General features: G+C 72.0%; 25 protein-coding genes. 15 read left to right on the top strand and 10 right to left on the bottom strand.

The features are described 5' to 3' along the window. Window positions 1-18: 18 nt before the first annotated feature. From ABT299_RS31245 to ABT299_RS31235, 3 genes are all read right to left on the bottom strand, one after another. Window positions 19-447, bottom strand: coding sequence for a DUF3052 domain-containing protein (locus tag ABT299_RS31245; protein WP_151542502.1), 429 nt, complete (start codon window positions 445-447; stop codon window positions 19-21). A gap of 264 nt (window positions 448-711) precedes the next feature. After that, a complete protein-coding gene (locus tag ABT299_RS31240) occupies window positions 712-1,119 on the bottom strand; it encodes a YjbQ family protein (RefSeq protein WP_190862867.1) in 408 nt (135 codons plus the stop codon). Window positions 1,120-1,195: 76 nt separating this feature from the next. Continuing rightward, entirely contained in the window at window positions 1,196-1,402 is a 207-nt protein-coding gene (locus ABT299_RS31235) for a DUF1918 domain-containing protein (RefSeq protein WP_500252926.1), read from the bottom strand. A gap of 219 nt (window positions 1,403-1,621) precedes the next feature. Here ABT299_RS31235 and aceE point away from each other — a divergent pair, with 219 nt between their 5' ends. Further along, window positions 1,622-4,411, top strand: coding sequence for a pyruvate dehydrogenase (acetyl-transferring), homodimeric type (gene aceE / locus ABT299_RS31230; protein ID WP_500252925.1), 2,790 nt, complete (start codon window positions 1,622-1,624; stop codon window positions 4,409-4,411). Window positions 4,412-4,727: 316 nt separating this feature from the next. Here aceE and ABT299_RS31225 read toward each other — a convergent pair whose 3' ends face one another. Together ABT299_RS31225 and ABT299_RS31220 are read right to left on the bottom strand one after the other, a co-directional pair. Continuing rightward, window positions 4,728-5,102 (bottom strand): VOC family protein, encoded by a 375-nt coding sequence (locus ABT299_RS31225; protein ID WP_433150620.1) that lies wholly within the window; start codon window positions 5,100-5,102, stop codon window positions 4,728-4,730. Next, a complete protein-coding gene (locus ABT299_RS31220) occupies window positions 5,099-5,611 on the bottom strand; it encodes an ATP-binding protein (protein ID WP_500252924.1) in 513 nt (170 codons plus the stop codon). Before ABT299_RS31220 ends, ABT299_RS31225 begins: the two co-directional genes overlap by 4 nt. A 131-nt stretch (window positions 5,612-5,742) precedes the next feature. Between ABT299_RS31220 and ABT299_RS31215 the strand changes: the two genes are divergently transcribed. The 5 genes from ABT299_RS31215 to ABT299_RS31195 are packed head-to-tail and all read left to right on the top strand — an operon-like array spanning window position 5,743 to window position 7,144. Then, entirely contained in the window at window positions 5,743-6,591 is an 849-nt protein-coding gene (locus tag ABT299_RS31215) for a helix-turn-helix domain-containing protein (RefSeq protein ID WP_500252923.1), read from the top strand. Beyond that, window positions 6,588-6,779: a DUF397 domain-containing protein gene (locus ABT299_RS31210; RefSeq protein WP_500198608.1), complete on the top strand. Its 192-nt coding sequence runs from the start codon at window positions 6,588-6,590 to the stop codon at window positions 6,777-6,779. The genes ABT299_RS31215 and ABT299_RS31210 overlap by 4 nt, the downstream gene beginning before the upstream one ends. Next, window positions 6,776-6,874, top strand: a complete 99-nt coding sequence (locus tag ABT299_RS31205) for a DUF397 domain-containing protein (RefSeq protein WP_500252922.1) — start codon at window positions 6,776-6,778, stop codon at window positions 6,872-6,874. Before ABT299_RS31210 ends, ABT299_RS31205 begins: the two co-directional genes overlap by 4 nt. Beyond that, window positions 6,867-6,959, top strand: coding sequence for a DUF397 domain-containing protein (locus ABT299_RS31200; protein WP_387028761.1), 93 nt, complete (start codon window positions 6,867-6,869; stop codon window positions 6,957-6,959). The genes ABT299_RS31205 and ABT299_RS31200 overlap by 8 nt, the downstream gene beginning before the upstream one ends. Further along, window positions 6,956-7,144, top strand: a complete 189-nt coding sequence (locus ABT299_RS31195; protein ID WP_387028474.1) for a DUF397 domain-containing protein — start codon at window positions 6,956-6,958, stop codon at window positions 7,142-7,144. The genes ABT299_RS31200 and ABT299_RS31195 overlap by 4 nt, the downstream gene beginning before the upstream one ends. Before the next feature lie 178 nt (window positions 7,145-7,322). Here ABT299_RS31195 and ABT299_RS31190 read toward each other — a convergent pair whose 3' ends face one another. Next, on the bottom strand, window positions 7,323-8,774 hold the full coding sequence (locus tag ABT299_RS31190) for an HNH endonuclease signature motif containing protein (protein WP_500252921.1): 1,452 nt from the start codon (window positions 8,772-8,774) through the stop codon (window positions 7,323-7,325). 14 nt (window positions 8,775-8,788) lie between these two features. On the opposite strand from ABT299_RS31190, the gene ABT299_RS31185 reads away from it, so the two are divergent. Both ABT299_RS31185 and ABT299_RS31180 read left to right on the top strand, forming a co-directional pair. After that, window positions 8,789-9,247, top strand: coding sequence for a Scr1 family TA system antitoxin-like transcriptional regulator (locus ABT299_RS31185; protein WP_500252920.1), 459 nt, complete (start codon window positions 8,789-8,791; stop codon window positions 9,245-9,247). Then, complete coding sequence (locus ABT299_RS31180; RefSeq protein ID WP_500252919.1) at window positions 9,244-9,441, top strand: DUF397 domain-containing protein; 198 nt, start codon at window positions 9,244-9,246, stop codon at window positions 9,439-9,441. The genes ABT299_RS31185 and ABT299_RS31180 overlap by 4 nt, the downstream gene beginning before the upstream one ends. On the opposite strand, the gene ABT299_RS31175 is transcribed toward ABT299_RS31180, so the two are convergent. Both ABT299_RS31175 and ABT299_RS31170 read right to left on the bottom strand, forming a co-directional pair. Then, complete coding sequence (locus tag ABT299_RS31175; protein WP_190862851.1) at window positions 9,442-9,648, bottom strand: hypothetical protein; 207 nt, start codon at window positions 9,646-9,648, stop codon at window positions 9,442-9,444. Window positions 9,649-9,667: 19 nt separating this feature from the next. After that, entirely contained in the window at window positions 9,668-10,375 is a 708-nt protein-coding gene (locus ABT299_RS31170) for a WYL domain-containing protein (protein ID WP_190862849.1), read from the bottom strand. Window positions 10,376-10,455: 80 nt separating this feature from the next. Between ABT299_RS31170 and ABT299_RS31165 the strand changes: the two genes are divergently transcribed. The 3 genes from ABT299_RS31165 to ABT299_RS31155 are packed head-to-tail and all read left to right on the top strand — an operon-like array spanning window position 10,456 to window position 12,856. Continuing rightward, window positions 10,456-11,253, top strand: a complete 798-nt coding sequence (locus ABT299_RS31165) for an ABC transporter ATP-binding protein (protein WP_190862847.1) — start codon at window positions 10,456-10,458, stop codon at window positions 11,251-11,253. Continuing rightward, the gene (locus ABT299_RS31160; protein WP_433150596.1) at window positions 11,250-12,011 is read left to right on the top strand and encodes an ABC transporter permease; all 762 of its coding nucleotides are present in this window, start codon (window positions 11,250-11,252) and stop codon (window positions 12,009-12,011) included. Before ABT299_RS31165 ends, ABT299_RS31160 begins: the two co-directional genes overlap by 4 nt. Window positions 12,012-12,034: 23 nt before the next feature. Beyond that, window positions 12,035-12,856, top strand: coding sequence for a MerR family DNA-binding transcriptional regulator (locus ABT299_RS31155; RefSeq protein ID WP_500252918.1), 822 nt, complete (start codon window positions 12,035-12,037; stop codon window positions 12,854-12,856). Here ABT299_RS31155 and ABT299_RS31150 read toward each other — a convergent pair. Beyond that, on the bottom strand, window positions 12,819-13,769 hold the full coding sequence (locus ABT299_RS31150) for an alpha/beta fold hydrolase (protein ID WP_500252917.1): 951 nt from the start codon (window positions 13,767-13,769) through the stop codon (window positions 12,819-12,821). The two genes, ABT299_RS31155 and ABT299_RS31150, sit on opposite strands and share 38 nt — an antisense overlap. A gap of 96 nt (window positions 13,770-13,865) precedes the next feature. Between ABT299_RS31150 and ABT299_RS31145 the strand changes: the two genes are divergently transcribed. The 3 genes from ABT299_RS31145 (at window position 13,866) to ABT299_RS31135 (ending at window position 17,655) form a co-directional block, all read left to right on the top strand. Beyond that, complete coding sequence (locus ABT299_RS31145) at window positions 13,866-14,891, top strand: SUKH-4 family immunity protein (protein WP_500252916.1); 1,026 nt, start codon at window positions 13,866-13,868, stop codon at window positions 14,889-14,891. 80 nt (window positions 14,892-14,971) lie between these two features. Next, entirely contained in the window at window positions 14,972-15,760 is a 789-nt protein-coding gene (locus ABT299_RS31140) for a 3-hydroxybutyrate dehydrogenase (RefSeq protein ID WP_387028461.1), read from the top strand. Window positions 15,761-15,771: 11 nt separating this feature from the next. Next, the gene (locus ABT299_RS31135; RefSeq protein WP_500252915.1) at window positions 15,772-17,655 is read left to right on the top strand and encodes a helix-turn-helix domain-containing protein; all 1,884 of its coding nucleotides are present in this window, start codon (window positions 15,772-15,774) and stop codon (window positions 17,653-17,655) included. 18 nt (window positions 17,656-17,673) lie between these two features. Here ABT299_RS31135 and ABT299_RS31130 read toward each other — a convergent pair whose 3' ends face one another. After that, on the bottom strand, window positions 17,674-18,603 hold the full coding sequence (locus ABT299_RS31130; RefSeq protein ID WP_500252914.1) for a LysR family transcriptional regulator: 930 nt from the start codon (window positions 18,601-18,603) through the stop codon (window positions 17,674-17,676). A gap of 133 nt (window positions 18,604-18,736) precedes the next feature. Between ABT299_RS31130 and ABT299_RS31125 the strand changes: the two genes are divergently transcribed. Then, window positions 18,737-19,468 (top strand): SDR family oxidoreductase, encoded by a 732-nt coding sequence (locus tag ABT299_RS31125; RefSeq protein WP_190862830.1) that lies wholly within the window; start codon window positions 18,737-18,739, stop codon window positions 19,466-19,468. Window positions 19,469-19,521 lie beyond the last annotated feature (53 nt).

The following is a 19,521-nucleotide window of genomic DNA, read 5'->3' as shown; positions in this document are numbered from 1 at the left end:
ACGCCCGGGGCCGCGCGGCTACTTGCGGACCTTGGGCGCGACCAGCCGCGTTCCGGACCACTCCTTCGCGGCGCTGACGCTGCTCGTCTGCGACAGCCCGGCCGTCTGCGCGGCCTCGCCGATGTCGCTGGGCTCCACGTGCCCGTCCCGGCCCGCCTTCGGCGTCAGCAGCCAGATGTTGCCGCCGCCGGTGAGCGGGATCATCGCGTCGGTCAGGCCCTCGAACAGGTCGCCGTCCTCCTCGCGCCACCACAGCAGCACGATGTCGACCACGTCCTCGTAGTCCTCGTCGACCAGCTCGGTCCCCGTGACGGCCTCGACGGAGCGGCGAAGCTCCTCGTCGACGTCGTCGTCGTAGCCGATCTCCTGCACCACCTGGCCCGGCTTGAGGCCGAGCCGTTCGGCCAGGCTGCGCTCAGACTGCGCCTGACCCGCGGTCGCGCTCACGAAAGTCCTCCCATTGTCGTCAGTCCGCACGGTGTCCCGCGCATGTCTCGTATCCAGGCGCCATCTCGGGCGGCCCGTCCGCACCCGTGCGGTGTTTGCGGGACAGTCCACACAAGTGAGGGCCCCTAGCGCAAGTGTCTTCCCGGCTTTTGGTGGGCTCATTGGCCCGATCACGGCGACCGTCGTCACAGGATCTCCACAGAGGGTGACAAGAGACGGTCATCCCGGGCCCTCGGGAGGGGGCTATCCCCCCGTTCGCCCCGGTCATCCCCGGAGAAAGGACAGCCGGACCTGCCGATCCGGGTTGTCCACGTTCAGGTCGACCAGCGCCACCGACTGCCAGGTGCCGAGGGCGAGCCGGCCGCCCACCACCGGCAGCGTCGCGTACGGCGGGACGAGCGCGGGCATGACGTGCGAGCGGCCGTGGCCCCGCGACCCGTGCCGGTGCCGCCACCGGTCGTCGGCCGGGAGCAGGTCGCCGAGCGCGGCGAGCAGGTCGTCGTCGCTGCCCGAGCCCAGCTCGATGATCGCGATGCCCGCGGTGGCGTGCGGCACGAACACGTGCAGCAGGCCGTCGCCGCCGGCCTCGCCGGCGAACCGCTCGCACTCGGCCGTGATGTCGTGCACGACCTCCTGTGTACCGGTGGCCACCCGGACCACGGTGCTCTCCATGATCGCAGGTCTACCCCATCCGCGGCGCCGGACGCATCCCGGCGCGCGCGGATCCGGGCGGGCGTACCCCTGTCCGCTACCGGACGGGGTGCCCCGCGGCCTCGCGGGACTCGACGACGGCGTCCGGCCCCGGGTAGACGAGCGTCTGGTGGCCGTCCTCGAACTGGACCACATACGGCGGGCCTCCGCCGTCGCCGCGGATCTCGACGATCTCGCCGACGCGGTCGTGCTGGCCCACGACGGTGCCGTGGACGTGCAGCCGGTCCCCGATTCGCGCCTTCATGGCTCCCCTCCGTTCCTGTCGAAAAACGGGTCCTCGAAAGGTGCGTACCCCGGTTGACCGGGGAGAATGGTTACCGGTTGGTAGAGATGCGTTAGCCGTCACGAACGACGACGATGGATCACGAGACCAGGCGGTGAGACACCTCCGCCGGGGACCGCGGGACCGCCGAACGGCGGCCGGGTCCCCACCAGCAAAGACGGCAAGCACAGAGGGGATCCCGTGGCTTCCGGACGTCAACGCTTTTCGATCATCAGCGACGGCCTGCCGAGCCAGCTGCCGGACATCAACCCGGACGAGACCCGGGAGTGGCTGGAATCGCTGGACACGGTCATCAAGACCGAGGGCCGCGGCAGGGCCCGCTACGTGATGCTCCGCCTCCTGGAAAGGGCACGGGAACTGCAGGTCGGGGTCCCCGGGCTGCGGAGCACCGACTTCATCAACACCATCCCGCCCGAGTCGGAGCCCTGGTTCCCCGGCGACGAGCACGTCGAGCGCCGCATCCGCGCCTACATCCGGTGGAACGCGGCGATCATGGTGTCGCGGGCGAACCGCCCCGAGCTCGGCGTCGGCGGCCACATCGCCACCTACGCCTCGGCCGCGTCCCTGTACGAGGTCGGCTTCAACCACTTCTTCCGCGGCAAGGACCACGGCGAGTCCGGCGACCAGGTGTTCATCCAGGGCCACGCGGCGCCCGGCATCTACGCGCGCGCGTTCCTGGAGGGGCGGCTGCCCGAGGAGAAGCTCGACGGGTTCCGGCAGGAGCAGTCGCACCCCGGCGGCGGCCTGTCGTCCTACCCGCACCCGCGGCTGATGCCGGACTTCTGGGAGTTCCCCACCGTCTCCATGGGGCTCACCGCGATCGACTCGGTGTACCAGGCGCGGTTCAACCGCTACCTCTACAACCGCAAGATCAAGGACACCTCCCGCTCGCACGTGTGGGCGTTCCTCGGCGACGGCGAGATGGGCGAGCCGGAGTCGCTCGGCGCGATCGGCCTGGCCGCCCGCGAGGAGCTGGACAACCTCACCTTCGTCGTCAACTGCAACCTCCAGCAGCTCGACGGCCCGGTGCGCGGCAACGGCAAGATCATCCAGGAGCTGGAGTCGTTCTTCCGCGGCGCCGGCTGGAACGTCATCAAGGTCATCTGGGGCCGCGACTGGGACCCGCTGCTCGCCCAGGACGTCGACGGCGTGCTGGTCAACCAGATGAACACCACCCCCGACGGGCAGTTCCAGACCTTCTCGGTGGAGACCGGCGACTACATCCGGGAGAAGTTCTTCGGCGCCGACCCCCGGCTCCGCAAGATCGTCCAGCACCTGTCGGACGACGACCTGCGCAAGCTGTCGCGCGGCGGGCACGACTACCGCAAGGTGTACGCGGCGTTCAAGGCGGCCCGCGAGCACGTCGGCCAGCCGACCGTGATCCTCGCGCACACCATCAAGGGCTGGACGCTCGGCTCCGACTTCGAGGCCCGCAACGCCACCCACCAGATGAAGAAGCTCACCAAGGCCGAACTGAAGGAGTTCCGGGACCGCCTGTACCTCGACATCCCGGACTCGGCCCTGGAGGCGCCGCTACCGCCCTACTACCACCCGGGCGAGGACTCCGACGAGATCCAGTACATGCGCGAGCGCCGCGCCGCCCTCGGCGGGTTCCTGCCGAAGCGCGTCGTGCGCGCCAAGCCGCTGAAGCTGCCCGGCGACCCGGTCTACAGCGAGCTGCGCAAGGGCTCCGGCAAGCAGAACGTCGCGACCACGATGGCGTTCGTCCGGCTGCTCAAGGACCTGATCAAGGACGAGAACATCGGCGCCCGGTTCGTCCCGATCGCCCCGGACGAGTACCGGACGTTCGGCATGGACTCGCTGTTCCCCACGTCCAAGATCTACTCGCCGCACGGGCAGACCTACGACGCGGTGGACCGCAAGCTGCTGCTCTCCTACAAGGAGGCCGAAAGCGGCCAGATGCTCCACGAGGGCATCAGCGAGGCCGGATCGATGGCCTCCGCGATCGCCGCGGGCACCGCGTACGCCACGCACGGCGAGCACATGATCCCCGTCTACATCTTCTACTCGATGTTCGGGTTCCAGCGGACCGGCGACCAGATGTGGGCGCTCGGCGACCAGATGGGCCGCGGGTTCCTGCTCGGCGCCACCGCGGGCCGCACCACCCTCACCGGTGAGGGCCTCCAGCACGCCGACGGCCACTCCCCCCTGCTCGCCGCCGCGAACCCCGCCTGCGTCCACTACGACCCGACCTGGTCTTTCGAGCTGGCGCACATCACCAAGGACGCGCTGCGCCGCATGTACGGCTCGTCCGACGAGCACCCGCAGGGCGAGAACGTCTTCTACTACCTGACGGTCTACAACGAGCCCTACCAGCAGCCCGCCGAGCCCGAGGGCCTCGACGTCGACGGCCTGCTCAAGGGCCTGTACCGGTTCCGGAGCGCGCCGGAGGTCTCCACCGGCAACGGGGAGCCGCCCCGGGCGCAGATCCTCGCGTCCGGCGTCGGCGGCCGGTGGGCCCTGGAGGCCCAGCGGATGCTCGCCGAGGACTGGGGCGTCGCCGCGGACGTCTGGTCGGCCACCTCGTGGAACGAGCTGGCCCGCGAGGCCCGCGAGTGCGACGAGCAGAACCTCCTCAACCCCGACGCCGAGCAGCGCGTCCCCTACGTCACCCGGACGCTCGACAACGTCGCCGGGCCGATCGTCGCGGTATCGGACTTCATGCGCGCCGTACCCGACCAGATCGCGCCTTGGGTGAACGGGGACTTCACCTCCCTCGGCACCGACGGGTTCGGGTTCTCCGACACCCGCGCCGCCGCCCGCCGGTTCTTCCACGTGGACGCCGCGTCGATCGTCCTCGCGGTGCTCACCCGGCTGGCCCGGCACGGCGAGATCAAGCCGGAGGCGCTGCCCGAGGCGATCCGCCGCTACCGGCTCGACGCCGCCGTCAGCGACGTCTTCGCCGGCGGCGTCGGCAGCGCCGAGAGCAACACCGGCGGAGACGCGTGATCTCCCAGGGGAGCGATATCCACCGGGGGGACGACCCCCCGAGCCCCCCGGCTGCGCGGCTCGCCACCTCCTCGCTCCGCTCGCTGGCGCTCGCTGCGCTGCGGGGGCGCGGCGCGCCGGGCATCCCGCTGCGCTCGCTGGCGCTCGCTCCACGGGCTGTCCCGTGACCGGTGGCTGAGGTTCGGGCCTCGCGGATGATCGCGGAGGTGTAGGCCGCGATCACCGCCGAGGCCGCCGGACGGCCGTCAGCGGCGGCCGTCAGCGGGCAGGGCGAAAGGGCCCCGGGTTCTCCCGGGGCCCTTTTCCGTGCTCGCGGTCAGGGCGTGGGCGGCGTGAAGACGGCGAAGCGGTTGCCGGACGGGTCCTGGAGGTGCGCGAACCGCAGGCCGTCGGGCGTCGTCACGCTGGGGACGGCGACGCTGCCCCCGGCCTTCTCGGCCTGCGCGCACGCCGCGTCCACGTCCTCGACGAGGACGAAGAAGACCGCGTGGTTCTGGGACGCGTCGGGCACGTGCGCGACGCCGCCGGCGGGCTCCTCGGCGCCCTCGTAGCTGACGAGGTCGTAGCCGTCGCTCTGCGGGTCGGACGTGAACCTCCATCCGAACATGTCGCCGTAGAAGCGGCGGGCCTCCTCCGGCGCGTCGGTGCCGATCTGGAACCACGCCACGGTGTTGAACGCGGGAATGCTCATCCTTCTCCTCCTTCGAACGCTGCTGGAATCAGCCTCGGGGAGTCCGGCGACAGCCCCCTGTCGGAGTTTCCGAACAAGTTCCGGCCGGCCGACCGGAACTCCGCCCACACGACCGTGCCCGGCCCGTCCGGCCGGTATCCCCAAGCGCGGGCCAAGGCGTCCACGATCCGCAGTCCGCGCCCGCTCTCGGCGCCCGTCTCCGCCCTGACCTGCGGACGCCCGCCGCCCGCCCCGTCGTCGGCGACCTCCAGCCGCAGGCGGTCGCCCCCGGCCAGCAGGGTGACCGTCACCCGGCCGCCGCCGCCGGAGGCCGTGTGCGTGACGGCGTTGCAGACCAGCTCGCTCACAACCGTCACCACGTCGTCCAGGCCGGGATGATCCGGAGGCAGCATGTCCCGCAGGAACCGCCGCGCGTGCCCGACGGACCGCCGGACGCCCGGAAGCGTGAGCGCGCCCACCACGACCAGCCCGCCGGGGGCCGTCCCTCTGTTCTCGGGCGCTCCCATCATGCGCCTCCCCTCGATTCGGAAACGCCCGCCACATTCGCCGCTCGTGGGCCTCCCGGTACCGGCTCTGAACGTTTCCCGACTGAACGTTCAACCGGTCACCAGTACGACACGCTCGGTGACATTCTTGAAGGATGCCTTCCGGTCACGCCCCCACGGTCCGGCAGCGCCGGATCGGCTCGGCGCTCCGCAAAGCCCGCGACCGCCACAACCTGACCGTCGCCACCGTCGCCCGCCGCTTCGGCCGCTCCCAGGGCTGGATGAGCATGGTCGAGAACGGCCTCCAGGCCATCGCCCCCGACGAGCTCAGCGACCTCCTCGACCTCTACGGCATCGAGGACGGCCCCCTCCGCGAATCCCTCCTCCACCTCGCCACCCACCGCCGTGGGACGTGGGAGCGAGCATGGGAGGGCCGCATCTCCGCCGCCGCTCTCGACCTGGCCAGCTTGGAAGAGGACGCCGACGTCATCCGCACCTTCCAGCCCAATCTCGTTCCAGGGCTGCTTCAGATTCCCGACTACAACCGAAAACTGATCGCCATTGGACCTGCGAAACACAACGCCAAAGCGCTGGTCGACTTCCGACTGTCGCGCCAGCAAGTCCTAAGCGCCCCCAATCCACCCCGCTACATACCGATCATCTCGGAAGCGGTCCTCCACAATCGGGTCGGCGGCGACCAAGGGATCTTGCGTAGACAGCTTCAGCGGCTGGGCGAGGCCGCCCGACTCAAGCACATCGACTTGCGGGTGCTCCCCCGCGAAGCCAGCGAGTACCTCTGGCTCATCACTCCGTATCACCTTCTTTCCCTGCGGCCACCCGGACGGCTCACCGTCTCTGTAAGCGATCAACTCAACAAGAGCACCTTCGTCGAGGACGAGGAGGAGGTCGCGGCACACGAGGAGATCTTCGCACTGCTGCTCTCAGCAACCTTGAGCAGAACCGCTTCGCTGGCGCTGATCGACGAGGTAGCGTCGCATTCATGAACACTCCCGAGCCGCCTCAGGCCGATTGGCGCAAGAGCACTTACAGCGGCGGCGTCGAAAATGAGTGCGTCGAGGTCGCCGATCTCAAGAGTCACGTTGGCGTCCGCGACAGCAAGAACCCCGCCGGTGGGCACCTCACCCTCACTCGCCGGGGCTTCGCCGACCTCCTCGCCCACCTGCGGCCATGATCACCCCAGTCCACTGGCGCAAGAGCACCCACAGCGGCGCGAACGAAGGCAACTGCGTCGAGGTCGCCGACCTGAACAGCAACCGGCATCCGTGACAGCAAGGACCCCGGCGCCGGACACCTCGGGCTCACCCGGCGGGACTTCAGCGCGCTCGTCGCACACCTGGTGTCAAGGCCGTGACCGTCCAAGCCCGCTGGCGCAAGAGCAGTTACAGCGGCGGCGACGAGGGCGAATGCGTCGAGGTCGCCGACCTGAATGGCCACGTCGGCGTCCGCGACAGCAAGAACCCCGACGCCGGACACCTCACCCTCACCCGACGGGACTTCGCCGCACTCCTCACGCGCCTGGCGCAGCGGACGGCATAGGTTCGCGACGGCGAGCCGGCTTGAAGTGAGGCTCGGCGGTACGTCCGGCGCAGACGGTCAACATGCACCGCGGCGGGCATCGGCGTCATGCGATGGCGGCTGCGTGGATGCGCGTGGTGAGCACGCCCAGGCGCCCTCCCTCACCCGAAGTAGCGGTGGTGGGCGATGGGGTGGATGGTCAGGCGGCCCAGCCGGTCGACGGCGGGGGTTCCCAAGAGGAATCGCCTTCCTCTGGTGAGTGCCACGTCCGCGTGGGATCGCTCGGCCAGGGCGGATCACCGGTTCGAGGCGGTGTGTTGATGGGTGGCAGGAGCCGGTAGACCCAGCGCCCGTCCGGATCCTTGCCGATGGCGATCTGGTGGGGCTTGGCATGCTTGAAGCGGTTGTGCCAGCCGCAGGTGAGGGCGAGTTGGTCGATGTCGGTCGGCGAGTTCCCGAGTGCCCAGCCGTGGACGTGGTCGACCTCGCACAGCGTCCCGGGGATCTCGCATTCCCGTACCGCACACGACGGATACAGCGCCTCCAGTACCTGACGCTGCGCCGCGCTGGCGAACCGCTGCCGATGTCCCAGGTACAGCGGGGTGTAGCCGCGTCCCAGCAGCAGGGGCGACACCCCCGCCGCCAGTGCGATGCGGCGGGCCTGCGCCGCCGGGATCGGTGTCCCGTCGGTCGACCGTGCCGGTGCGTCGCCGCCGGTCAACGTGTCCAGGTCGCAGAGGACGGTGACCTTGGTGGCCTGGTGCCCGCCCGACAGCACACCGGACAGCGCCGCCGCCGTCCGCTCCGCCACGTCGCGGCGATCGGCCGGTCCGGCCGGTTTGACCAGGGGCCCGAGGGCGCCGTCCCAGATTGCGGCGTCCTCGACGTTCAACCATCCCCTGATGTAGCGACCGCCGTCCAGCGACCGCGTCGAAGTGATCCAGGACCGCTCGTATCCCCGCTTGACGTCGTCGGGTGCTCGCCCGGTGCCGTCGCGGTCGGCGATGACCTCCCGGATCCGCCGCCCGAACGCGGCCACCTTGCCGGGAGAGAACCCGTCGCCGGCCATCCGCAGCAGGGTGACCTCTGCGGTGGCGCAGTCGGTGTCGCCGAGGCGGGCGACCGAGTCGGCGACGGTGGCGGCGTAGCCGTAGGACAGGTCCCCGGCCGCCAGCCGCTCGGCCACGTGCGGGAGACGGTGCCGTTGACGGGCGAGGGTAAGGCGTTCCTTGGCGCGGCTCTCGCGCATCCCGAGGCGTGAGCGCAGCCATGCCCTGGCGGAGGGATATCCCCATCTGCAATGCTCGCCGGCGGCGTCGACTCGACCGACGAATCCGGCCAACGCGCTTTCCTGCATATCGGCGGCGGCCCCGAGCTTCTCAGCCAACTCCAAGCAGGCGGCCGCCGAAGCGGGGGTCTGGCGGATGGCGAGTTCAGCGGCAATGACGGAGAGCGCGTTCACCAATTCAACGGTGGACGCGGCCTCAAGCTCGACCGTCACTGATTGCATAGGTAAAGAATACACTGCGTGTACGACGATTGGCGCCGCCGGAGCCAGATTCTGCAGGGTATTTCGCGCTCCAATGGCGCCGACTATTTGAGTGCACAGCCGCACGCCGCGCTCGCGAACCTCTTTCGGCGGCTCGGCCATTCAGTAGGCCGCCGATGGTTCCTGACGGAAGGCGGTGGTGGGGCGGCGCGACCAGGGGCGGGACACGCGGAGCCTGCCCCCACCACCGGTCCCGTACGCCAGCGCCACCCCACCACCCGAACACCCCTCTCGCCGTTCCCCACCAATCCGGTCGTCCCGAAGACAATGAACGCATCGCCGTCGGGCCAGCCAAGGACTCGCCCTACGTCAAGACGCTGGTCGACTTTCGACTATCTCGCCAGCAGGTGCTGAGCCAGCCCGAGCCGCCCCATTACGTGCCGATCATTGCGGAGGCTGTCCTGTATAACCAGGTCGGCGGTGATCGTGCGATCATGCGCGCGCAACTCCGGCGGCTTGGCGAAGCTGCCCGACTCTTCGCAACACATGAAATAACCTTCGAACTGCTACTATCTGCGACGCTGAGCAGAAGCGCTTCGCTGGAACTCATTGACGGGGCAGGGTCGCAATCATGAACACCCCCGGAGAGCCCCAAGCCCGTTGGCGGAAGAGCAGCCACAGCGGCGGCGACGAAGGTGAGTGCGTTGAGGTCGGTGACCTCGGCGGGCGCATCGGCGTGCGCGACAGCAAGGACCCCGACGCTGGGCACCTCGTCCTCAGCCATCGCGGGTTCGCCGCTCTCCTCGCTGTCCTGGGGGCGCGGGGCTGATCAGAGGGATTCGCCGTAGTGGTCTTCCTCCGCGTCGAACCTGCGTTGCTCGTCATCCCTGCGGATCTCCAGGCATCGCTTGCAGGTGGCCTCGCGCGGGTCGTCACGGACCTCGTCCGGGGAGACGTACTGGCGGCACAGCGTCTGGACGATGCCGTGCTTGTCCTTCTCCGGCAGGTGGAGCACCCGCTCCGCTGACGCGCTCATGATCGAGACGTTACGCCCGTCAGACGAATTCGAGAGGGCGGACGACGTAGTCGGACGGGACGTCCTCGTGCATGGCCTCGACGAGCCGTTCGGGGGCGGTCTCCTCCAGCAGGACGGCGCGGCGGACGCGGTCGGTGCGGAAGACGCGGCGGCCGCCGCGCTTGCGGCACCAGGCGGTCAGGTACCAGCCCTTGCTCGACGCGGTGAACGACACGGGCTCGACGTCGCGGACGGTCTCGGCGCCTGCCCGGTCGATGTAGGTGAGGCGGACGACCCGGCGGCTGAGGACGGCCTCCTCCAGCACGGCTGGCACGGACGCCGGGTCGTCGTCCCCGGCGGGGATCAGGAACCGGACGCGGGCCGCGAGTTCGCGGGCGGAGGCGCTGTGCTCCGCCGACATCGCGGCGACGATCTTGTGCAGGGCGGTGCGGGCGGACCGGGAGTACGGCGAGCCGCCCGCGCGGGCGAGGGTGATCGCGACGGCGACGGCCTCGGCCGGGGTGAAGTTCAGCGGCGGCAGCGTCCGGCTCTTGTCGAGGGTGTAGCCGCCGCCCCGGCCGACGTCCGCGTACACCGGCACGCCGGCCTGCTGGAGCGCGCCGATGTCGCGCTCGATCGTGCGGACGCTCACCTCGTACCGCGCGGCCAGCTCGCGGGCGCTCACCCGGCGCGGGGCGCAGGCCCGCAGCTCCTCAACCAGGGCGTACAGACGGTCGGTGCGGTTCACGTCGCGACCGTACGCGCCGCCTCCGACATTTCCGCGCGGACTTGACCCTGACGCAGCGTCAACCCCTCAGGCTGGCCGCCATGACGACCGATCAGGGCCAAGGGCCCGCGATCCAGGTGCGGGGCTTGCAGAAGTCCTACAAGGAGCTGCGCGTGCTGCGCGGCGTGGACCTCGAGGTGCGGCGGGGCGGCGTCTTCGCCCTGCTCGGCTCGAACGGGGCGGGCAAGACCACCATGGTGAGGATCCTGTCCACGCTGCTCAAGGCGGACGCGGGAACGGTGCGGGTCAACGGCTTCGACGTCGCGACGCAGGCCGCCAGGGTGCGCGCGTCCATCAGCCTCACCGGGCAGTTCGCCGCCGTCGACGGGGTGCTCACGGGGCGGGAGAACCTCGTCCTGGTCGCCAGGCTGAGGCATCTCGCGGACCCGGGCGGGATCGCCGACGGCCTGCTGCGGCGGTTCTCGCTGGCGGAGGCGGGCGGCAGGAAGGCGGCGACGTACTCCGGCGGGATGCGGCGGCGCCTGGACATCGCGATGAGCCTCATCGGGGACCCGCCCGTCGTCTTCCTCGACGAGCCGACGACCGGGCTGGACCCGGAGGCGCGCATCGAGGTGTGGCAGGCCGTCAAGGAACTGGCCGAGGGCGGCACGACCGTGCTGCTGACGACCCAGCACCTGGACGAGGCCGAGCAGCTCGCCGACCGGATCGCGATCCTGCACCAGGGCCGGATCGTCGTCGAGGACACCCTGGACGGGCTCAGGCGGCTGCTGCCTCCCGCCGAGGTCGAGTACGTCGAGAAGCAGCCCTCCCTGGAGGAGATCTTCTTCGCGGTCGTCGGAGCGGACGGCCGGACCCCCGTGGACGAGGAGCAGAGATGACCGCGCACTTCCTGGGCGACACCGCCGTCCTCACCGGACGGACCCTGCGGCACGTCACCCGCAGCCTGGACACCGTCATCACGACGGCGGTCACACCGATCGCGATCATGCTGCTGTTCGTCTACGTGTTCGGCGGCGCCATCCGCACCGGCACGGCGTCGTACGTGGACTACATGCTCCCCGGCATCCTGCTCATCACGATCGCGTCCGGCATCTCCTACACGGCGTTCCGGCTGTTCACGGACATGCAGAGCGGGATCTTCGAGCGGTTCCAGTCGATGCCGATCGCGCGGTCGGGCGTGCTGTGGGCGCACGTGCTGACCTCGCTGGCGGCCAACGCGGTCTCGGTGGCGGCCGTCATCGGCGTCGCGCTGCTCATGGGCTTCCGGTCGGGCGCGGGCGTGGGGGCCTGGCTCGCGGTGACGGGCATCCTCGTCCTGTTCACCCTCGCGCTGACCTGGATCGCCGTCATCCCCGGCCTCGCCGCCAAGAGCGTGGACGGCGCGGGCGCGTTCTCCTACCCGCTGGTCTTCCTGCCGTTCATCAGCTCGGCGTTCGTGCCGACCGGCACGATGCCCGGCCCGGTGCGCGCGTTCGCGCAGCATCAGCCGGTGACGTCCATCGTCGACACGCTCCGCGCCCTGCTCGCGCAGCGTCCGGTCGGCGGCGGCCTGTGGACGGCGCTCGCCTGGTGCGCCGGCATCCTCGTCGTCGCCTACGTGTTCGCCGGCATCACCTACCGCCGCAGGATCTCCTGACGGGGCGGCGGGAGGATCGGAGCATGCTGACGATCGGGCAACTGGCCGCGTACGCCGGTGTGACGGTGCGCGCGGTGCGGCACTACCACCAGATCGGGCTGCTGCCCGAGCCGGAGCGGGACGCCTCGGGGTACCGGCGGTACGGCGCGACGGCGGTCGTGTCCCTCATCAGGATCCGCACGCTGGCCGACGCGGGCGTGCCGCTGTCGCGGATCGGGCACATGCTCGAGGCCGACTCCGCGTCGTTCGCCGAGGGCGTCCGGCGGATCGACGACCGCCTGCGCGAGGAGATCGCACGGCTGGAGAGCAGCCGCGAGCAGATCGCGCGGCTCGCCGCCGGGGACGGCCTGGTGCTCCCGCCGGAGATCGTCTCCTATCTCGACCGGCTGCGGGAGCTCGGGGTGTCGGAGCGGATCGTGGAGGGCGAGCGGGACGGGTGGATCCTCGTCTCGGCCCGCTGGCCCGACCGCGTCCGCGCGTTCATGCCCGGGAAGTTCGCGCAGCTTGAGGATCCGCGCATCGTCCGGCTCTACCGGGTGCTGTCGGAGATCATCGAAGGGGATCCGGGCGACGACCGCCTCCTGGTGGAGGCCGCCGACATCATGGCCGGCCTGTTCGAGCAGGCGTACGCCGAAGGCCAGGCCGAGTTCGGCGGGACGGTCGGCGACCACCTGCCGTTCGACCTGCTGGAGTCCCTCGCGCTCGAGGCCGATCCGCGGGCGGAGCGGATGCTGGAGCTGATGCGCGAGCGCGGATGGAACGGCTGGACCCGGATGGAGCGCCTCCCGAAGCGTCCCGGCCGGCCTGCTAGAGGGCCCGCAGGAAGGCGATCAGGGCCTCGTTGACCTCGGCGGGGCGCTCCTGCTGCGTCCAGTGGCCGCAGCCGGGCAGCCAGACGGTCTCGCGGAGGTTGGGCACGAAGTCGGACAGGTGCTCGACCGCGTGCACGGCGCCGGTCGCGACGAGGTCGCGGTCGCCGGCGATGTAGAGGGCGGGCGGGCTGATCGGGGCGCGGTGCCAGGGAGCGGTGAGGTCCCAGTTGCGGTCGAGGTTGCGGTACCAGTTGATCGGCCCGGTGAAGCCGCTGCCGGCGTACTCGGCGACGTAGGCGGCGATGTCGTCGTCGGTGAGCCAGCCGGGGAGCTTCTCCGGTTCGGGGCAGGCGTCCAGCACCCCGCCGCCCTCCGGCGCGATCAGCGCCGTGCCGGGCCCGTCGCCGGACGCGGCGTACAGCATCCGGCGGAACGCGGCGGCGCGGTCGCGGTCGAACTCGGCCTCGGGGGCGTCCGGCTCCTGGAAGCGGACCATGTAGAAGCCGTCGCCGAACATCCGCCGCATCGCGGCGACCGGCGGCTTGGAGCTGCGCGGGCGGTGCGGCACCGACATGCCGACGACGCCGCGGACCTTGTCGGGGCGCATCTGCGCGGTGTGCCACGCGACGGGGGCGCCCCAGTCGTGCCCGACGACGACGGCGCGGTCGCGGCCGAGGGCCTCGATCAGGCCGACGGCGTCGCCCACCAGGTGCAGGATCGAGTAGGGGGCGGGGTCCGCGGGGCCGCCCGTCCGGGCGTAGCCGCGCTGGTCGGGGGCGACGGCGTGGAACCCGGCGTCCGCGAGGGCCGTGAGCTGGTGGCGCCAGGAGTACCAGCACTCGGGGAAGCCGTGCAGCAGCAGCACGAGCGGGCCCTCGCCCGCTTCGGCGACGTGCATCCGCAGGCCGCTCTGCGACTCGATGAAGCGGTGCGTGATCTCGGCCATCGGAACCCTCTCGCCGGTCGGCGGACGCCGCGCCCAACGCTAGCCTCTCCCCAAGATCGAATACGAACGAGGATGCGGCGAAAGGGCGGCACGGGGATGTACGACGGGAGCCACGGGCAGGCCGGCGCCGCCGCAGAAGGGCGGGGACGGCCCGCGGTGGGGGCGGGCAACACCCTCACGATCACCTACCGGGACGCGAGCGGAGAGGAGACCTACCTCGCCAAGGTGTCGGGGCCGGGGCTCCCGGCCCCGTTCTGGCAGGTGTGGGAGGAGCTGCAGCGGCTCGGCGTGCCCGCGGAGAGCGTGTCGTCGGCGTACTCGGAGATCGAGCCGTGCCGGCTGCCCGGCTGCTACTGCGCCGTGCTCCTGCGCGATTTCGCCTTCCCGCAGGCCGACGTCTCGTTCGGGCGGCCCTACGGGGAGACCAGGAAGGAGCGGGACGCGGCCGTCGCGGCGAACGCCCAGCAGGCGGCGATGATGGCGCAGCTGGTGGGGCAACCCGTCCCGCCCGCGGCGTCGCCCGTCCCGGTGCCGGGCGGCGCGGAGGCTCCCCCGCTGGACGACGCGCAGCTCGGCCGGGTCCTGGCGTCCGCGTTCGGCCCGGAGGGCGTCCGCCGCTACCAGCGCGACGAGCTGGAGCGCATCGGCGTTCCGGCGGGGCAGGCGGCGACGCTCGCGGCGGCGGGCCTGCCGGCGAAGGTGCCGCACATCTTCCAGGCGTGGGCCGCCAAGCCCATCGCGGAGCAGCTGCGGACGCGGCGCAGCCCGCTGTCCGGGCAGGCGCTGGCCAACCTGGACCCGTTCGTCAGCATCGGCGGCGACGGGCACTGCTTCCTCAGCGTGATGACCGACGGCCCGCCGCACATCATCGGCCGCGTGTGGGCCGTGGACCCGATCACCGGGAAGACCCGGTTCGTCAACACCGGGCCCGCGGAGCTCGCGCGCTCGCTGGCCCTGCTCGCGCGCGGACGGCAGCGGATGCGGGGACTCGACCCGTACGCGGCGGGCGCGGTGGTGGAGAAGATCCAGGAGCAGCTCGCCGCCGTCGACCCGCCCGCCTTCCACGGCGAGGACCGCTGGTGGTCGCTCGTCGTCGAGCAGATGTGGAACGGGCTGCTGTAAGGGCCGTCCATACCGTTCGCCACGGGATTGTGTGCCAGGGCCACATGGGAGCCCGCGGCGGCGCTTCGTAGGTTCTGCGCATGACGAGCGTGACACCCCGGCCCGCCGCTTGGACGTCCGAGGCGCTGGACCTGTCGGGGAAACGAGCCCTGGTCACCGGCGGCGCGAGCGGCATCGGCCGCGCCTGCGCCCGGCTGCTGGCCGGGGCGGGCGCCCGCGTGCTGGTGGCGGACGTGGACGGCGACGCGGCGCGCGCGGCGGCGGACGAGATCGGCGGGGTCCCCCTGCACGCCGACCTCTCCGACATGGACGCGCTGGACGGCCTCGCCGCGGACGTCGACGTCCTGGTCAACAACGCGGGCGTCCAGCATGTGGCGCCGGTCCACGAGTTCCCGCCGGAGGTGTTCGCGCGGATCCAGCGGCTGATGGTGGAGGCGCCGTTCCGGCTCGCCCGTGAGGCGCTTCCGGGCATGTACGAGCGGGGATGGGGGCGGATCGTCAACATCTCGTCCGTGCACGGGCTGCGTGCCTCGCCGTTCAAGGCGGCCTACGTGACGGCCAAGCACGGGCTCGAAGGGCTGTCCAAGGTGATCGCGCTGGAGGGCGCCCCGCATGGGGTGACGTCCAACTGCGTCAACCCGTCCTATGTGCGCACCCCGCTGGTGGAAGGCCAGATAGCCGACCAGGCGCGCGCGCACGGCATGGCCCCGGACGAGGTCGTCGAGCGCGTCATGCTGGAGCACTCGGCGGTGAAGCGGCTGATCGAGCCCGACGAGGTGGCCTCGCTGGTCGGCTACCTGTGCTCCCCGGCCGCGTCGATGGTGACCGGGGCGTCCCTCGCACTCGACGGCGGCTGGACGGCGCATTGACAATGGCCCGTATGACCTGCGGCGTCTTCCTCGAACTCCTCGCCCGTGAGGCGTCCCCCGTCGAGTTCGAGGGGCCGCTCGTGCAGGCACGGGCACAGGGCGCCTCGGCGACCGTGCTGGCCGAACTGGAGGCGGCGAAGCTCGCGGCGCTGCGGGTCCGGTCGATCATGCGGCGGCACGCCCGGCGGGAGGCCGAGCTCGCGGCGCTGTTCGACACCGCGGGCGACCTCGCCGGGCTCCGCGACCTCGACGCGGTGCTGGAGGCGATCACGCGGCGCGCCCGGCGGCTGCTGAGCGCCGACATCGCGTACCTGACGCTGAACGACGACGAGCGCGGCGAGACCTACATGCGGGTCACCGACGGGTCGGTGTCGGCGGCGTTCCGGCGGCTGCGGCTGCCGATGGGGGCGGGCCTGGTGGGCCTGGTCGCGCAGACGGCGGTGCCGTACACGAGCGCGCACTACCTCGGCGACGAGCAGTTCCGGCACCGCGGGTTCATCGACTCGGCGGTGGCCGAGGAGGGCATCGTCGCGATCCTCGGCGTGCCGATGCGGCTGGGCAGCCGCGTGATCGGGGTGCTGACGGCGGCGAACCGCAGCGAGCGCCCCTTCGACCAGGAGGAGGTCGCGCTGCTGGGGTCGCTGGCGGCGCACGCGGCGGTCGCGATCGACAACGCCCGCCTCCTGGAGGAGACGCAGACCGCGTTGGAGGAGCTGAGCGCCGCCAACGAGGTCATCAAGGCCCGCAGCGCGGCCGTCGAGCAGGCGGCGCGCGCGCACGACCGGATGACGGCGGTGGTCGTCCGCGGCGGCGGCGTCGAGGACGTCGGGGCCGTCGTCACCGAACTGCTGGGCGGGACCCTGCACGTCCTGGACGCCGACGGCCGGCACCTGGCCACGACCGGGAAGGACTCTGCGGCCCTGAGCGACGAGGAGCTGTCCGGCGTGATGGCGTCGGCGCACTCAGCGCGCGCGCAGGGACGCACCGTGCGGCGCCGAGACCTGTGGATCGCCTCGGTCACGACCGGCGACGAGATGCTCGGCACGCTGGTGCTGCGCACCGCCGACGAGGTCTCCAGCGCCGACCAGCGCATCCTGGAGCGGGCCGCGCTCGTGACCGCGCTGCTGGTGCTGTTCCAGCGGAGCGTCACCGAGGCGGAGGGCCGCGTCCGCGGCGAGCTGCTCGACGACCTCCTGTCGGACCGGCGGACGGACGCGGACACGCTGGTCGTCCGGGCCCGGCGGGTGAACGTCGACCTGACCGCGCCGCACGTGCTGCTGTGCGCCCGGTACGAGTCGCACGACCACCGGCAGCGCGCCGCGTTCTGGGCGTCGTCGTTCGCGGCGGTCGAGCACGGCCTGGCCGCCGCGCGCGGCGACGAGATCGTCCTGCTGCTGCCGGGCGACCGCGCGGGCGACGCGGCCCGCCGCGTCGCCAAGGAGCTCGGCGCCTCGCTCGGCCGCCCCGCGACCGTCGGCGCGGCGGGCCCGGTGCGCGGGCCGTCCGGGATCACGGCGGCGCATCTCGAGGCGCGGCGCTGCGCGGACGCGCTGCTCGCCCTCGGCCGCCGCGGGGACGGCGCCGGAGCGTCCGAGCTCGGCTTCGTCGGCCTGCTCATCGGCGACGGCCGGGACGTCCCCGGCTTCCTCGACGGCACGCTCGGACCCGTCCTCGGCTATGACGAGCGGCGCGGCACGGCGCTCGTGCAGACCCTGGACGCCTACTTCGGCACCGGCGGCAGCCTGTCCCGGACGGCGGAGCGCCTGCACATCCACGTCAACACCGTCAGCCAGCGCCTGGAGCGCATCTCCCGCCTCCTCGGCGACGACTGGCAGTCCCCCGAGCGCGCCCTGGAACTCCAACTGGCCCTCCGCCTCCACCGCCTCTCCCGCTGAGGCCCCGCCCAGGCCCGGTCACGGCGCCGCCGTCCGGCCCGCGGGAGGACGGCCCGCCGGGAAATGCGGCGGGACCACCTGGGCCTGGCGGGCCAGGAGGTCGGCGAAGGCCGTGGTCAGACGGTCGGGCCGGGTGCGGGTATAGGCGGTCAGCATACGGCGGATCGAAGGGTCCGGGCGGAGGGCGACGCCGTCGAAGTCGGGCGGGATGATGTTGGCGGGCACCAGGGCGGGGCCGAGGCCGGCGGCCAGCAGGAGCGCGGCGGAGGTCTGCTCGGCGCGGACCGCGATCCGCGGCCGGAAGCCCGCCTCCGCCCAAGCGCGGTCGACCAGGTCGGCCAGGCCGTTCCCCGGGGAGTAGTGCACCCACGCGCGGTCGGCGAGGTCGGCGAGTGCGAGGGGGCCGGACGGGCTCGCGGCGAGGGGGTCGTCGGCAGGGAGCACGAGGGCGAACTCCTCGACGCCCAGTTCGCGGACGGGACCCTCCCAGCCGGCCGGCGCGGGGCCGACGGCGAGGTCCGCCCGGCCGGCGGCCATCGCGGCCTGCAGGTCGTCGGTGTGCGGGTACTCGCGGAGCCGGATCCGGACCCGCGGGTGCCCCCGCCGCCAGGCGCGCAGGACCGGCGGAAGGATGCCGAGGCTGACGGAGTAGACCACGGCGACCTCCAGCTCGCCCTCGTCCAGCCCCGCTGAGCGGCGGGCCACGGCGTCCAGCCGGACGGCCTCGGCGAGCGCGGCGCGGGCGTGCGGCAGGACCGCGCGGCCCAGGGGCGTGAGCCGCACAGCGCGCGGGAGACGTTCGAGCAGCGGGCCGCCCAGGGCGGTCTCCAGGGTCCTGACCTGGTGGGACAGCGCGGGCTGGGTGACGTGCAGCTGCTCCGCCGCCCGGGTGAACGAGCCGGTGTCGACCACGGTGACCAGGTACTCGAGCTGCCGCAGCGTTGCCATGAACAGATTCTATCGCTGTGGTAGAAAACAAGCCTTGGACTAATCAATGCAGGTCAGGCGAGAGTTATGGAGCAGGCCGGGAGGCGCGGGACGGCGCCTCCCGGCCGATCCCGACCCGCAGAGGAGCTCCCTCATGTCCATCCTTCACGGCCCGGCTCTCGACGGCCGGCGGCTCGTCGTCGTGGGCGCCGGCTCGCATACCGGCCGCCTGCTCGCGGGTACCGTCTCCGCCGCCGGCGCCGAACTGGTCCTGGCCGGACCCGACGTCCGCAAGCTGGAGAGGGCCGCCGGCGAGCTGCCCGGCCCGGCCGAGGTGATCCCGGTCGACCTCGCCGACGAGCGGTCGATCGCCGCGCTCGCGACCGCGGCGGGCCGCTTCGACCACCTGGTCTCCACCGCCGCGGTGCCCGCCAACGGGCCGCTCGCGGAACTCGACCTCGCCGACGTGCGGCGGGCGTTCGCGGCGAAGGTGATCGGGCCGCTGCTGCTCGCCAAGCACCTGGCCGGACAGGTCGCCGAGGGCGGCTCGTTCACCTTCTTCTCCGGCGTGGCCGCCTGGCGTCCCGCCCCGGCGCGGACGGTGATGGCGACGACCAACGGCGCGCTGGCCTTCCTGGTCCAGGCGCTCGCGGTGGAGATCGCCCCGGTTCGGGTCAACGCGGTCTCGCCCGGCATCGTCGACACCGGCTCCTGGGACGGTCTCGGCGCGGGCAAGGACGCGTTCCTGCGGGGCGTCGCCGAGCGCAACCCGGCCCGCCGGGTGGGCGGCCCGGACGACCTGATCAAGGCGGTCCTCTACGCCATCGACAACTCCTACGTCACCGGGACCGTGCTGCACGTCGACGGCGGCGGCCGTCTCGCCTGACGCTCAACGATCCAAGGAGAACCGCCCCCGCACGGCCGCGCGGCGCGCCCTCC

This window comes from Spirillospora sp. NPDC000708 (genome assembly GCF_040299565.1).
GTDB lineage: Bacteria > Actinomycetota > Actinomycetes > Streptosporangiales > Streptosporangiaceae > Spirillospora.
The sequence above is the reverse complement of the archived record's forward strand: the minus strand, read 5'-3'. Positions and strand labels throughout refer to the sequence as shown.